Origin of the sequence: Oceanobacillus picturae (assembly GCF_000612865.1) — a bacterium.
Taxonomy (GTDB): Bacteria; Bacillota; Bacilli; order Bacillales; family Amphibacillaceae; genus Oceanobacillus_B; species Oceanobacillus_B jordanicus.
On the sequence record NZ_CCAX010000001.1, the window covers coordinates 925,879 to 939,703 of the forward strand.

Sequence of the window (13,825 nt, forward strand, 5' to 3'; positions counted from 1 at the left end):
CCCACTTTATTCTACAGATTTTTTCTGTATAAATATAATATTTATTAGAAATCCTTCTCTATAACTATTGCTTATCGTCTGTTTAGATTTCACCCTATAGGGAAAAGATTGCAAGAAACATCCAGAAAGGACTGACATTGTTAATGAAATTACGAGTATTTTTCGTTACAGGTGTGCTCGCACTTTTCCTTACCGCCTGTAGTGGTAATGAAGAGCAACCCACTGAAACATCAAAAGATACAGAATCAACCCCATCCGCAGAAGAAAGTTCCAACGCAGAGAACATCGATCTAAAAGACGAAAACGAAGCTCAAAAATCAGATTCTAATACAAAAGAGAATGAGGAAAAATCAAGTTCCTATGAAAATGAGCTCAAAATGGCCGAATCTAATGTTAAGTTGCCCACTGCATTTCCAGAGAGGGAAGTGAGTCCTACTATTGAGATAAATAAGGAGAAAGAGTACAAAGTATCCTATAACGCGGAATCGGAAAAAGTTGGCAGTTTTTCCGGTAAACAATACACCTCTTCAGAAGATGCTATACAAGCCATCGAGGAATTCTCTAACGGGAAAAAAGTAGGACCATTTGAAGAAGGCGCAGTTAATCTAGGCCACGGGATCACAGGATATGGTGAAGGAGCAACCGGACATCAGTATTTTAGTTGGGAAGAAGGCAATTGGTTATTGAGTATTAGTTCTCTAACTCAGGATGAGATGGATCATGCTGGTATTGCAAAGAAAATAGTGGGGTACCTTGAGACCCATATGCTTCCTGCTCCCCAGGAAAAAGGGATTGTCTATATAGATTACCCTCATGGCGGAAATGATGTATCAGTGGACGTGAGGTGGCAGGAGGATAATATGATCTACCGTCTTCAGACAACCCATGTGCCACTTGATGCGCTGGAAATGACTGCCTCTGTATCTTAAAAAAGCAACGATCGTCCTCAGTCGTTAAAATGCTTATTAAAATGTATGATGAATGTATAACTTGATATACTAAGAAAAACCGTTAACAAGGAGGCGTAGTTATGGGTGAATACAGCCATTTCCGTTCAGGACAAAAGGTGCCAAACAATGGTATCTACCGTGAAATTGGGGAAACAGGAAGTAATGTCAATGACCCTCAATTTATAGAGTTAAAAGCCGGCGAAAAGTTTCCAGAGACTATGAATCAAAACAGAGTGTGGACTAGGGAAAAATAATGATTAAATGTAAACAAGCACCATGCCGTAATAACAGGCATGGTGCTTATTATTTAATCGTATCATTGACTTCTCAATACTAACAGAAGGAATCCTTCGATTTGGGAACAGATAGTCCGAATAATGGACGTAAATACAAGGCTACAAATGTGCCTCCAAGTGCTAGAATTCCCCAAATATAACCATGGAGACTAAAGGATGCAATGCCACCGAAGTAAGCTCCAATATTACAACCAAAAGCAAGACGTGCCCCATATCCCATCAACAGACCACCGATAATTGCTGCAGCGACATTTTTAAGGTTCAGTTTGGAAAACTTAAATAACCCTCCCGCAGCTGATGCCAAAAAGGCACCTAAAATAACGCCTAAATTAAGGACTGTGGTAGAATCTGTAAAGATCGATGCATTTAAGGCTTCGACATTACCTTGCCAATATCCCCAGCTTGCAACATCAACACCAAAAAACTGTGCAACCTTTGAACCCCATAGTGCAAATGCTGAGGTAACGCCCCAAGGTGTACCACGTGTCATAAGAGTTAAAGCATTAAGAACGGCAAGAACAATAGCTGCAGCAAATAATGGCCAAGAGCCTCTGAATATTCTTTTCCAGCCACTTGTTGAAGGCAGGGGAGCCATTTTCGGAGCCTTCCTTCTTCTTTCAATTACTAGTGTAATCCATGCAATAACACCAAAGAGTAGAATGGATACCGCCCATGCGCCACCATACCCCAACCCAGTGGAAGTTGCCAAGGAGACTGGCTCAAAAGAAGGTAGTTCCTCTGTCCAGAACGGAAGGTGATATGCTCCAACTGTGGAACCGACAATAAAGAACAGTAATGTAACAAACATAACCGACCTTCCGCCCCCTACAGCATACAAGGTTCCTGAGGCACATCCGCCACCAAGCTGCATACCTATACCGAATAAAAAGGCACCAACAAGTAAACTAATACCTACTGGAGACACATAACCAGATACTTCTCCACCAAAGAAAGAAAGTCCGAAGGCTAGTATAGGTGCAAACAAGGTAACAGCTACTGCCAACATAAGCATATGTGCCCGTAAGGCTTGCCCGTTTCCAACTGATGCTAGTCTACGAAATGCAGAGGTAAAACCAAAACGTGCATGAAATAATGTATAGCCAAGCAAGATACCAATGACAAGTAATAACGGCTGCACGGCTTCCTGGCTAAATAATAAATAGACTAAAAGAATTGCACTAACAACCAACCCACCGACAATTTGTGGTGTTTGTGGCTTATTTAAATTAGAATCTTCTTTTTTTATAGGGTCTTTCACTTCATTTACTGGTTGAACATATGTTGACATTTAATACACCCTTTTCCGATTAATTTAGTCGGGATTAATGATTATTTTATTATAATACGTGCTGAATAAATTTATGTCAATGAAATAAATTGTCTTACAGTTATTTGTTTAATTGTGAAGAGTTTAGGAATTTATTCTATAAATTCCAAGAAAAGACTAGTACGGTAAAATTATGGGGCCAAGCTTCTTTTTCCTAACGTTTTTAATTCCACAATTGAATGAATTTCATAATTATTAATCCTTCTGTCTCAACGCTTTTGAGAGACAAAAAAAGAAGTACCTCCCCAAATCTTGTATAATGGTAGTTGACTATAAAACCATAAAAAGACTGAAGGAGCACTTCTTATGACTATTATACGACAAACAAGCTTATTTGGCATCCAAGAATTATACAAGATGGAACCTACCCAACGGTATGATTCAATTATATCCGAGATAGACGTGGATCGAATCTTCCATGAAGTGAATAAAAAATCACGACGTGGCGCTCCTGTGGAGCTTAATTATGCAGCGATGATTATCAGCTCTTTCATTCGCATAGTTGAACGTATTCCAACGATTAAAGATTTGGTGAAACGCCTGAATGATGATTTTGTTTTTAAATTGAACTGTGGTTTTCTTGTCTCGGACGAGACACCTTCCGAAGCTGCCTATTCTCGCCTGCTGACGAAACTTAGTGACTCTAGCGTTCTAGAAGAAGAACAGAAAAAAGTAGTCCTACAAGCCATTGTGGAAGGCTTTATTAGTGACAACACCGTCGCCATTGATGCCACTCACTTCGAAGCACGTGATCAAGCACCACCCAAAGAAGATAAGCCCAAAACAGAACCTAAAAAACGTGGACGCAAACCCAAGGAAGAACGGGAACAATGGTTACTTGAACAGGCTGAAATAGAAGCAAACTTGCCTCTTTATGAAAAGAAAATAGAAGCGCAATTAGACGTACCTTTAACCGACTTACGGGCTGAAGCCCCCCAAGCCCCAAAATGGGGCATAAAAAAGAACAGTGAAGGAAAAAATGTTTTCTGGTACGGCTACAAGGGCCATTTAGCTGTTGGGACATCTAGTCAATATATTTTACAGTCACTCTTTTCGTCAGGAAGTTTGAATGACGGAAAAGCCGCCATTCCCTTATTAAAAGGGGTGAAGGAACTAGCTCTTTCTTCTTTGCGCTACCAAACAATGGATGCGGGTTACGACTATGAACCTATTTATGAACAAGTACATCGAATGGGAAATCAGTCTATCATTGCCTATAATAAGAAAAATGAAAGGGAACCAATTGGCTTTGATAAATACTTTGCCCCAACTTGTTTTCGTGAGCATTCTTACCGTTACGATAGCTTTGATGCCAACTATGAAACGCTGAAATTCACGAGGCCAAAGGAGTGCAGTAGCTGTCCTTTAGCTAACGAAGGCATCTGTCAAAAGGTATATAAAGTAAAGATAACGCAAGACCTCAGAAGATACACAGCGCCAGCTCGTGGATCTAAAGCCTGGAGAACAATCTTTAAACGTCGTACAGCTGTTGAGCGCGTAAACGCATATCTTAAGGAGTTTTTTCAACTTAATAATGTTCGTTATCGTACCGGAAAGCGCGCCAAGGTTCATTTTGATATGATCACGCTTATTTACAATGCTTCAAAATTAGCTGCAGACCGTATGAATGCACGATTAAACCAACATAAAACTGCATGATTCCTGTTTTTAAGAATACAAGATCAGAATTCGGCTCGTCTTTGTATTTTTAAAAAGAGCAATTATGAAATTGACTCAATTAATAAAAAAAAGGACTTCTCCAAAACTTCTGGAGAAATCCATATGTCATTAATTTTCTCGGTTAATCACATAATCTAATAGATGCTTCAAAAAAGTACTGTTTTGCTTAATACCCTCCAACGCTTCCGCCGCATTACAGTAATGATCCCACATCAGTTCTTTGGCTCCATTAAGTCCAATAACAGAGACAAATGTAGCATTATGGTTTTCCAAGTCTTGCCTTGTGTTTTTACCGATTTGAGTACTTTCACCTTCTACATCTAAAATGTCGTCTTTAATCTGAAAAGCTATTCCGGCATGCTTGGCGAAAAGCTTCAATTTTTCTTTTTCGTACTCATCTTTACCAGCCAGTATAGCCGGCATGATCAATGAGGCTTCGAACCCTATTCCAGTTTTATAAAAACACATCTCTGTCAGTTCATCAACTGTCAGGGTTTTCCCTCTAGAACTAAGGTCTATCGCCTGCCCCCTGCACATATCTGTAGCGACGATGGAGGAATAGTATATAAGTTGAAGAATGGCAGTTTGATCAAATCCTGTAAGCGATGCTTGGTTGGCGACGGCTTGTTGAGTTAGAAAGATTCCTGCTAACTCAGCATTTGCTGTGTTATACACTTCGTGAAGAGTGGGTCGGCCCCTGCGTAAAGAAGCATTATCTTGTGCTGGCAAATCATCATAAATAAGCGAGGCGGTATGCATATATTCAAGAGACTTTAAAAGGGGCGCAATTGTAGCTGGGTCCATATTATACTCTTCCACTGCCATTACCCATGTCATCACAGGACGTAGTCTTTTGCCCCCACTTTCCAGACTATAATTCGCGGCCTCTGTAATGGGATCATCAAATAAGGAATTTGATCTAGATGGTGTGAGTGGTAACATACTATTAACCGTATCACGTATTTTTCTTACCGAATCACTGAATGCTTCCTTTTCCTTCTTTTCATTTTTTAAGTCGTCTATCATACGATCACGTAGAAGCTTATCAAAAAAATCCACATCTGTAGCTTTCCTGACAATACGCTGAATTTCATGATTAAATTCGGGCTCAACACTAAAAAGCTCCATTATCTCTTCATACTTTTGTTCTCCCCACTTTTTCTTAAACCGCTTTAAGCCATTAATTGCTCTGGAGAGGATAACTTCTCGTGTTTTACCATCTGATTGATACACATGATGGATGAGATATGAGATGACTGTCCAATACAATTCAAAAGGGTTAATTAAGTCTTTTCGCTTTTCATGATACTTAAGATAGTACGTATAGGGAGTAACTGACCCTGCCTCCATATCAGTAAACATATCAGCAAAATCATCTGACAATTGGTTATAAATACCATAATAAAATGTTTGTTCATTTACTTGCTGATCCTCGTTAGCGTCTATTAATGAGCGCACAATCAAACGGGAGGACGCCGATTTAAGAATAATTGGGACATACAGGTCACTGTTTGTATAGGTTTCCACAGCTAAATCTTTTTCTCGATCAAGTTCTTGTGACTGAAAGAAAACATACGATTGTTCCAGAAAGCTTTCCCAAGCTTCCTTAGAATGCTGTGATCTTATATATTCAAAGGCTTCTTTTAATTCGGCATGGACAAATTCCATAAAGGGGTAAGTCTGTTTAAGCCAGACAGACAATGGTGGTACCACCCCTGTTAAAAGAGTCTGACGTATAATTGATGCATAGTCTTTCTTTTCTTCGTTTGCTAGTAAACTCGAGTCCAGTATGTCATCAATGAATGGGTATGTAAGTCCATAAGCATAGCCAAGTCGAATGGCACGGTCTAGTCGTTTTGCACGTGTGGCCGGAAGAACACTTGCATCCAATTCGTCCAGTTCCTGTATGACGACACCACCGATAATTTTAATCAGTTTCCTCCTTGTTTCCGTTGGATCAAGCTCTTTAGGAATGGTTGCAGTTATATCCTTTATTTTATCTATTACCCAGATTAAGCTTGATTCCACATTCTCTTTTTGGGCCCAACGATAGATTTCAACCATGTTGAATGCGCTCAGTTGGTTGTTGTCCTTTTCACCCAATAATTGCTGTCGGATGCTTTCTACAGAACGACTGACTTTTTCTTTCGTTTCTTTGTCATACAAGGCTCTTCCAATGTCCCGCATATAAATGTAGGAAATGCTCCGATCCAAATAGTCATAAAGCTTCCCTCTTTTATCAAGCCACTGAATGTAGTGATGATAATATAATGGGTGCTTGCTTCTTTTCTCATTAAAATATTTAGAGGTAAAGGAAAACCGTTTAATATGCTGTCGCTTCCAAATATTAAAATCTTCTCTTAACGTGGAAAGATGCTGCTTCCCTTTCAAATGATCTGTAAGACGATGAAAATACACTGCTGCTCCTTTTTCATGCATTGCGTAACTAGCGTCTTTTAAATTAGGTGCTGTACGTGTTTCCTCTTTCATATGAAGTTCCCTCATCTTCTTTAATTCTCTTCGATCCTATTTACTTATAATACTAACAAAATGTACCTGAATATACCTTATTATTATAGCAATTTATTTGAAAAGCTTTTATTTAATACTTTCGACTACGAAGCATATTTATCCCGGAGCAACCGTCCGTAAGACTCCCACTTCAAAACATGAAGTAAAACAATAGTTTTGAGTGGGAGTAAACGGACGCTAACACCCCGATTCGTTCAACTAATGAAAAGGCGAAGCCTCATCGACTCCGCCCTTTCGTACGTTATCTTTCATAACGATTGTTACTGTTCTGCTTTGCTTCACCAGCAGTATCCTGAAATTCACCTTTTGCTTTACTTATTGCTCCTTTAACTTTATCCGAAGCTCCGTTTTTACTCATGTTTACCACGCTCCTTACAGAACATATTTCCGTTACAGAGGATAAGTGAACTACTCCCACCACTTACCAACCTTACAGGTTGCTTGAAGTGGGGGCTTCTTGGGTAATCGCCACTTTTGGTAGCTGACGAAATTGACCAAGCTAACCCTCTTGTTCCAAGAGTTTATATTTTTACTAGGCACTTGCTAATAAGCGAATGCCTTCCTTTTTGATATTGATTGCTGAATTGTAATCTCTATTGATACTTAGACCGCAAGTACATTGGTAGATACGTTCTGATAACTTAACTTCTTTTACTGAACCACAATTTGAACAAGTTTTCGTGGATGGGTACCATTTATCTATTTTGATAAGTTGCTTCCCCTGTTCTTTTAGTTTGTATTGTAAGAAAGTAGTGAACATGCCCCATCCGTTATCAGCGACGCTTTTACCAAACTTTAGCGCTTTTGACATCCCCTTCATGTCTAAATCTTCAATCACAATGGCATCATAAATAGTTACTAATTTCTTTGATTTGTGGTGAAGAAAGTTCTTGCGTTGATTTGCGACCTTCTCCCCGATTTTAGCTACTCGAATACGTTGTTTATTCCAATTGGAAGAGCCTTTCTTTTTACGAGAAAGTTTACGTTGTTCGATTGCTAATTTATCAAGCATTTGTCGATAAAACTTAGGGTAATTGGCTTTCTCACCCTCGCTATCGACAAATAACCCATCCATCGCAAAATCTAATCCAACTACTTTTTCAATTTCTTTGCTTTCTATCTCCTTATCATATTCGGTAAGGATAGAAATATAGTATTTTCCTGATGAAGTCAACGATAGGGTACAAGATTTGATTTGGTATTCGGAGGGGATTTTTCTATGTTGCTTCATTTTGAGGCTTTTCAATTTAGGTAATTTGATATGATCATCCAACAGCTGAATATTGCCGTTAACGACATTCGTTGTGTAGCTTTGTTTATGTCGTTTCTTTTTGAATCTCGGAAACCTAGCATTGCCCTTGAAAAAGGCTTTATATGCCTTATCTAAATGTAATTGTGCATTTGCCAAAGCTAAAGAATCCACTTCTTTTAGCCATTCGTGTTCTTTTTTGTATTTAGCAGGGGTAGGATGTTTTACCCTTTTCCATGCTTCTTTATTGTCTTTTAATCTTTCATACGTTTCTTTTCGTTCTGCTAACATTTTATTATAAACAAAGCGAACACACCCAAAAGTTTTGCGTATAACCAATTCTTGTTCTTTTGTTGGATAGAGACGAAACTTATAGGCTTTATTTTGTTTAGCCATATCAAATCACCTCACTTTAATCCTTGCTTTTCAATATATTTTTTCACCACTTCGATAGGAGAGCCACCAGTGGTCAACAAACAAAAACTTCTTGACCAAAACATTTCTTTCCATAACTCTTTACGAACATGAGGAAATTCCTTCTTGATAAGTCTTGAACTGGCACTTTTATAGGCATTGATGAACTTCGATACTTCACAACTAACACAAGATGGTAATACATCAAGAACACTGAATGATTATTTCTATCTAATTCCATTGTTATATCATTCCTTACACTTTATAATACTGATTATACCATATTGAGCAAAAAGGCAAACGGAAAACCCTTTGGGCTATCGCCCAACCGAAATTCATCTCCCCCTTACCATTGGGCTACGCCCTTCACATGCTTGAAGAGGGAGACTTCTTTCGGAAGTACGTTAAATGGTATGCAGGAACTTAGCGATCTACTGTAATACTCCCGTTATGTGTTGTTAATTTAACTCGGTTTTCTCCTTCTCCGACAACTGTATCCCAATCTGAGTCACCAAAGATATCAATGCTCCCATTATCTACTCGGACATCAAATGTTACATTAGTCGGCTCCTTACTCGATTTAACATTAATTTTCCCGTTATCAGAAGCTAGATGAATAGGACGGTCTAAACTTTCTGTAACAAGTGAGATTGCACCATTGTTTGTTTTACCGTTTAACTCGCCTTCCACGTTATCGAGTTCAATTTTACCGTTATTAGATTCAACGTCAACGCGCTCGGAAAGGATATCTCCGATCATGATTTTTCCATTATCCGTGCTGGCGATAAACTCCTTTGCTTTTATATTTTCCGCATTAATACTTCCATTATTTATATCAACCTTGAAGGCAGTATACTCTTTTTCCGGTAAGTATATGGATAAGGTCACGCTGTCTCCCCAGTCAAAAAACCGGAACATTTTTCTATCACGCTCTCTCGTTTTCACGATTAAGGTGTCGCCTTCTAATTCAGCTTGTAAACGTTCTTTTTCTGGATTATTTCCTTTTCCTTCAAGCTCTACAATAATCTCATCAGACTGGCTTGGTTTCACGTACAGTTTTTGGTTATCTAATTGAATATCCAGCTTTTCCACATCGTGCCCAGAAAATTTCTCTGATTCTGAGATTGCAGATCGATCACTCGATGCAAAGGTTACCACACTACCAATAACCCCGATTCCCAACAGAATTAAAGCAATAATACTGATCTTTTTAAAATTAGGCATGCTTTAAACCACCTTTCACCAATTTGGCATTATAAGATAAATAGCGGATAAATAATTTCACAATAAACCGCGTTGCATAGAACATTCCAATTGAAATGAATAAGCCAAGTCCGGTAAGCCCAATAGAAGCGAATAACTCAAATAGCCTAAAAGTATCTGGATAGATGATGACATTAAGTAGAACGAGAATTGGTGACACAATAAATGCAACTCCTACAGCCCATCCTCCTACAATACATCCTAACACCGCAATAAAAGGGCCAAGCACTACAACAAGATTAAAAAATCCCAACCCAATTACTGCCCAGACTGCTCTAAAAACATTTCCCACATTCGATTCTTCGCCAACCCTATCTAAATAATATGTTGCTAATAGTTCTTTGGCTATTTGATTAGGAGAGCCAAGTGCAGCGGAAATTTCAGCTTCATCTTTTCCTTCCTGCATTCCGACATGGAAATGCTCATGAAAATCTTCTAGTATGTCCTGTCGTTCAGCAACAGGCAACTTTACTAAGGACCTTTCTAACTTTTTCATAAAAGCTTCTTTACTCATCGCTAACAACCTCCCTTAATAATTCGTTTACACCTTCAGTAAATGCTTTCCATTCTTCGTTTAACTGATGGAGATAATCCCTACCCTGGTCTGTTAAATGGTAATATTTGCGAGAAGGTCCCTCTTTCGACTCCTGTAAATAGGTCGTAAAGTAAGCTTCTTTCGTAAGTCTGCGTAGTAACGGATACACGGAACCCTCCGAAATAGCAATATTGTCAGAAATCCTTTGAACTAGTTCATAGCCATATCGATCTTGTTTATCTAATAAGGCAAGTACACAAAGCTCAAGGGCACCTTTTTTAAATTGTATATTCACTTCCCAGTCACACCTCTTTCTTTACTACTATTTATTGAACAGTACCTCGATATACTTAATATACAACCAACTACTAATTAATGCAAGGTACTATTTTATACTTTTTTCGTTATTTGATAAAAACGTAGATATTTGTTATAATAAGTTGCTTATAAATCATAAGGGGGAACTTTTTTGTCAATTGAAATAGGCAGTAAAGTCAAAGGAAAAGTAACAGGGATTACTAATTTTGGAGCATTTGTTGAATTACCTGGTGGAAAAACCGGTCTGGTACACATTAGTGAAGTAGCAGACAGTTATGTAAAAGATGTGAATGATCACTTAACGGTTGGCGATGAAGTAGAAGTAAAAATCATCAGTGAAAAAGAAGGTAAAGTAGCTTTATCTATTAAAAAAGCTGTTGATAAGCCAGAAGTTCAGCGTCCATCTCGCCAAGGTAGAGATCGTAATTCAAAGGATTTCCGTCCAAAGGGTGGATTTAAACCTAAGGAAAGCTTTGAAGACAAGATGGCTAAATTCTTAAAATCAAGTGAAGAGAATTTATCCACGCTTAAGCGCAACACCGATACAAAACGTGGTGGCAGAGGCGGAAGACGCGGATAAAAACTTCATGACATAGATAAAAGCAAGCCGGCTGATGGCTTGCTTTTTTATTAATTAAAAATACATTTTTCAACTTTGGTGGCGTCACGCTATCCATACAAGTTTAATCGTTTTTGGAAATCGTTATTACGTAACTTTTTCCTAACTTGCTTGCCCCAACTTTTCACAGCTTCTTCCGATGTTTGTTCCTGGATAGCAATTTCTTTTATTTTCATACAACTAATAATGTAATAGTAAACCCATTTCCACTGGTTGTCAGTAAGCTCCTGCTTTAAAATCCCCCATACATGAATGCCTATTCTCTCCTCATCCAAATTGGAAAGTATCTCACTAGAAGCTTCTGCTCGCTTTATACGATTACCATCATTTGCATGTTTCTTTATTTCTTTACATGCACTCTGCTGATTTCTACTCTCCCTTCCCTGTTTTCTAGCTAAATCAACTAGCCTATTACGTATTGTATAGTTAAAGTAAGTTGCCATTGGCCCTTTATCAGGCTCGTACGTCTCATAGGCATTCCACATGGCACAAAGCCCTTCTTGAAAATACTCCTTATGTGGATCGGATAGATTTAATCGAAGAATATGAAAGTGTATCCTGCGTTCATTTTGTTTCACTATCTCTTCAAATGCTTCCAGCCTTTTTTTAGTCACTTATACCCCTCCAAATACCTGTCTTTACTCTACTATCGAAAAATAAAGGAAGGTGGGGGCATCATTTTCTGATTTTATTCAGAAAGATGAGAATACAAATGTATTGTGAAACATTCATACCCTCTTACATTTTACATTAATAAATTCATAATGTAAGTTTACTCTTCATAACTTTACAAGTTCTATACACGGCGTTTCCTATACATAGTTCTTTAGTAGCTTTAGAAAGTAAATCAATATAAAAAAAGCAAACCCTTATTAACACAGAGGGTTTTTTCTACCTGTCCATTTCTTTTAGGCTAGAGATATTAACTTCTTTTAATGCTTGGGTAGCGAGCTGATCTGCCTCCCGATTTTTTTTACGAGAAACGAGTTCAAATTCTACCTCTAAGCCTAGTTTTTCTACTTTGTCCTCAATACGGTTCGCCCATTTAGCTAGCTCTTTCTCATAGACAGGCCAGTCCTCGCTAAGTTGATTTATAACGACCTGTGAGTCCCCAATAATGGTTATAGGCATATGGTGCACACCTAATTCCTCCACTTCCTTTACAGCCAAGTGAAGGGCAGCGTATTCCGCCTCATTATTTGATTCAAGCTCTTCTACAAGTGCATTCCTTCGAAGACGATAAGCCTTTTCATTTTGTTCATAATAAATGGCACAACCGAGACCCGATTTTCTCGACTTTAGGTCAAAGCCACCGTCAAAGTATATTTTCACATCATGTGGCTCTGTTTTTATCTCTTCCAACTGCTTACGTAATTCTTTCAAATTCCAACTATATTCGTGCGTATCAATGAATTGTATATCATTAGCTCTTCCTGTTCTTTCCATGTCTTCTGCTAATAACAATGCTTTTGCCGCACGCATTTCATCTGAGTATAGAACAGTATCTGCACCCTTTGGTGTACGGTAAGTAAATGAAATAATTCCTTTCACCTGCTGACCTCCATTCTCCATATCGCACTTCTTCTCTAGCCTTCCTATATTCCCTAAATTTATGAATGTTAGGCTTCGAGTATCACGAATTATTTCTTTCCCAAAATTATAAAATACGAGGATAGCACATTGCAGACTATTTCGCCTAACACTTCTGCCTTATACTTGTTACCATTGTAAATCCCCTGAAAGTCAATTATGTAATAAAAGCCCCATCATGCTTTAGCACAATAGGGCTTACATGTGATTATTCTTCAGTCATCCAGCCCGGTTTCCCAAAGCCTTGAAATTCTTCATCAATAATTTGTTCAAATTCATCTGATTCGATAACTTCTTTAATGTCTTTGGCAAATTGCGCATCAAGATCATCTGTATTAACCGCAACAACATTCCGGTAATTATCTGGCATTTCTTCCAGAGCCAGCGCGTCCAGAAGATCCATATCTGCAGCAAGGGCAAAGTTTCCTGGAACGGCAGCAGCATCCTCACTATCCACTAAACGTGGCAGCTGTCCTGCTTCCACTTCAACGAATTCAAGATTCTTTGGATTCTCCACAATGTCCTTAAGAGAAGCTTTTAATGGGTCTACTTCTTTGCTTATAGTGATTAACCCCTGATCTTGCAACATTAATAATGTTCTAGAAAGATTGGTAGGATCATTTGCAATAGCAATAGTACTTCCCTCAGCAATTTCATCCGTAGTTGCAAAAGTATTTGAATATAAACCCATTGGTGCTGTAGGAACAGCAATCACAGAGGAGAGATCCATTTCGTTTTCTTCTGCAAAGGCTTCTAGATAGATCGTATGCTGAAACAAGTTCGCATCAATGTCTCCTCTTGATAAAGCATTGTTTGGCTGTACATAATCGGTAAACTCTTGGTTCTCTACTTCATAGCCCTTTTCTTCTAATAATGGCGCAAGAGCTTTTGTTACCATATCACTGTATGGCCCTACAGTAGCCCCAAATTTAATGGACTTTGATTCATCCTCATTATCCCCTGCTCCAGAGTCTTCGTTCCCACACGCTGCAAGTAAAAGAATACATAATAATGCTGTAATTGATATAAGTGCCTTTTTCATTGTTGTGCCT

At 38.5% G+C, this 13,825-nt stretch carries 13 protein-coding genes and 1 pseudogene; 4 read left to right on the top strand and 10 right to left on the bottom strand.

The genetic code is table 11. The features are described 5' to 3' along the window. Positions 1-143 precede the first annotated feature (143 nt). Both BN988_RS04670 and BN988_RS18570 read left to right on the top strand, forming a co-directional pair. Entirely contained in the window at positions 144-929 is a 786-nt protein-coding gene (locus BN988_RS04670; RefSeq protein ID WP_036576349.1) for a hypothetical protein, read from the top strand. Positions 930-1,030: 101 nt separating this feature from the next. Then, on the top strand, positions 1,031-1,204 hold the full coding sequence (locus BN988_RS18570) for a YjzC family protein (RefSeq protein ID WP_081779352.1): 174 nt from the start codon (positions 1,031-1,033) through the stop codon (positions 1,202-1,204). A 79-nt stretch (positions 1,205-1,283) separates the two neighbouring features. Here BN988_RS18570 and BN988_RS04675 read toward each other — a convergent pair whose 3' ends face one another. After that, on the bottom strand, positions 1,284-2,534 hold the full coding sequence (locus BN988_RS04675; RefSeq protein WP_036573612.1) for a YeeE/YedE family protein: 1,251 nt from the start codon (positions 2,532-2,534) through the stop codon (positions 1,284-1,286). 345 nt (positions 2,535-2,879) lie between these two features. On the opposite strand from BN988_RS04675, the gene BN988_RS04680 reads away from it, so the two are divergent. After that, positions 2,880-4,232, top strand: a complete 1,353-nt coding sequence (locus BN988_RS04680; protein WP_036573615.1) for a transposase — start codon at positions 2,880-2,882, stop codon at positions 4,230-4,232. A gap of 129 nt (positions 4,233-4,361) precedes the next feature. Here the strand turns inward: BN988_RS04680 and BN988_RS04685 are convergent, their stop codons facing one another. The 6 genes and pseudogenes from BN988_RS04685 to BN988_RS04705 form a co-directional block, all read right to left on the bottom strand. Beyond that, complete coding sequence (locus BN988_RS04685) at positions 4,362-6,743, bottom strand: polyprenyl synthetase family protein (RefSeq protein WP_036573617.1); 2,382 nt, start codon at positions 6,741-6,743, stop codon at positions 4,362-4,364. A 574-nt stretch (positions 6,744-7,317) separates the two neighbouring features. After that, a complete protein-coding gene (locus tag BN988_RS04690) occupies positions 7,318-8,430 on the bottom strand; it encodes an RNA-guided endonuclease TnpB family protein (protein ID WP_036573620.1) in 1,113 nt (370 codons plus the stop codon). An 11-nt stretch (positions 8,431-8,441) separates the two neighbouring features. Further along, a pseudogene (gene tnpA, locus BN988_RS18575) lies at positions 8,442-8,689 on the bottom strand (IS200/IS605 family transposase). Positions 8,690-8,871: 182 nt separating this feature from the next. Continuing rightward, positions 8,872-9,672 carry a DUF4097 family beta strand repeat-containing protein gene (locus BN988_RS18280; protein ID WP_051557656.1) on the bottom strand — a complete coding sequence of 267 codons (801 nt, stop codon included), beginning with the start codon at positions 9,670-9,672 and terminating at the stop codon, positions 8,872-8,874. Beyond that, on the bottom strand, positions 9,665-10,225 hold the full coding sequence (locus BN988_RS04700; RefSeq protein ID WP_036573622.1) for a DUF1700 domain-containing protein: 561 nt from the start codon (positions 10,223-10,225) through the stop codon (positions 9,665-9,667). Before BN988_RS04700 ends, BN988_RS18280 begins: the two co-directional genes overlap by 8 nt. Continuing rightward, positions 10,218-10,541 carry a PadR family transcriptional regulator gene (locus BN988_RS04705; RefSeq protein WP_036573624.1) on the bottom strand — a complete coding sequence of 108 codons (324 nt, stop codon included), beginning with the start codon at positions 10,539-10,541 and terminating at the stop codon, positions 10,218-10,220. The genes BN988_RS04700 and BN988_RS04705 overlap by 8 nt, the downstream gene beginning before the upstream one ends. A gap of 174 nt (positions 10,542-10,715) precedes the next feature. Here BN988_RS04705 and BN988_RS04710 point away from each other — a divergent pair, with 174 nt between their 5' ends. Further along, on the top strand, positions 10,716-11,144 hold the full coding sequence (locus tag BN988_RS04710) for a S1 domain-containing RNA-binding protein (RefSeq protein WP_036573626.1): 429 nt from the start codon (positions 10,716-10,718) through the stop codon (positions 11,142-11,144). Between the two features lie 89 nt (positions 11,145-11,233). Here BN988_RS04710 and BN988_RS04715 read toward each other — a convergent pair whose 3' ends face one another. The 3 genes from BN988_RS04715 to BN988_RS04725 form a co-directional block, all read right to left on the bottom strand. After that, a complete protein-coding gene (locus BN988_RS04715) occupies positions 11,234-11,797 on the bottom strand; it encodes a sigma-70 family RNA polymerase sigma factor (RefSeq protein WP_051557658.1) in 564 nt (187 codons plus the stop codon). 277 nt (positions 11,798-12,074) lie between these two features. Beyond that, positions 12,075-12,734: a reverse transcriptase-like protein gene (locus BN988_RS04720; protein WP_147629684.1), complete on the bottom strand. Its 660-nt coding sequence runs from the start codon at positions 12,732-12,734 to the stop codon at positions 12,075-12,077. A gap of 247 nt (positions 12,735-12,981) precedes the next feature. Then, positions 12,982-13,815: a MetQ/NlpA family ABC transporter substrate-binding protein gene (locus BN988_RS04725; RefSeq protein WP_036573631.1), complete on the bottom strand. Its 834-nt coding sequence runs from the start codon at positions 13,813-13,815 to the stop codon at positions 12,982-12,984. Between the last annotated feature and the right edge of the window lie 10 nt (positions 13,816-13,825).

Excerpts from the sequence above, each read along its gene's own strand:
- BN988_RS04670 (WP_036576349.1), top strand. The coding sequence starts at position 144 with ATGAAATTACGAGTATTTTTCGTTACAGGTGTGCTCGCACTTTTCCTT.
- BN988_RS18570 (WP_081779352.1), top strand. The coding sequence starts at position 1,031 with ATGGGTGAATACAGCCATTTCCGTTCAGGACAAAAGGTGCCAAACAAT.
- BN988_RS04675 (WP_036573612.1), bottom strand. The coding sequence starts at position 2,534 with ATGTCAACATATGTTCAACCAGTAAATGAAGTGAAAGACCCTATAAAA.
- BN988_RS04680 (WP_036573615.1), top strand. The coding sequence starts at position 2,880 with ATGACTATTATACGACAAACAAGCTTATTTGGCATCCAAGAATTATAC.
- BN988_RS04685 (WP_036573617.1), bottom strand. The coding sequence starts at position 6,743 with ATGAAAGAGGAAACACGTACAGCACCTAATTTAAAAGACGCTAGTTAC.
- BN988_RS04690 (WP_036573620.1), bottom strand. The coding sequence starts at position 8,430 with ATGGCTAAACAAAATAAAGCCTATAAGTTTCGTCTCTATCCAACAAAA.
- BN988_RS18280 (WP_051557656.1), bottom strand. The coding sequence starts at position 9,672 with ATGCCTAATTTTAAAAAGATCAGTATTATTGCTTTAATTCTGTTGGGA.
- BN988_RS04700 (WP_036573622.1), bottom strand. The coding sequence starts at position 10,225 with ATGAGTAAAGAAGCTTTTATGAAAAAGTTAGAAAGGTCCTTAGTAAAG.
- BN988_RS04725 (WP_036573631.1), bottom strand. The coding sequence starts at position 13,815 with ATGAAAAAGGCACTTATATCAATTACAGCATTATTATGTATTCTTTTA.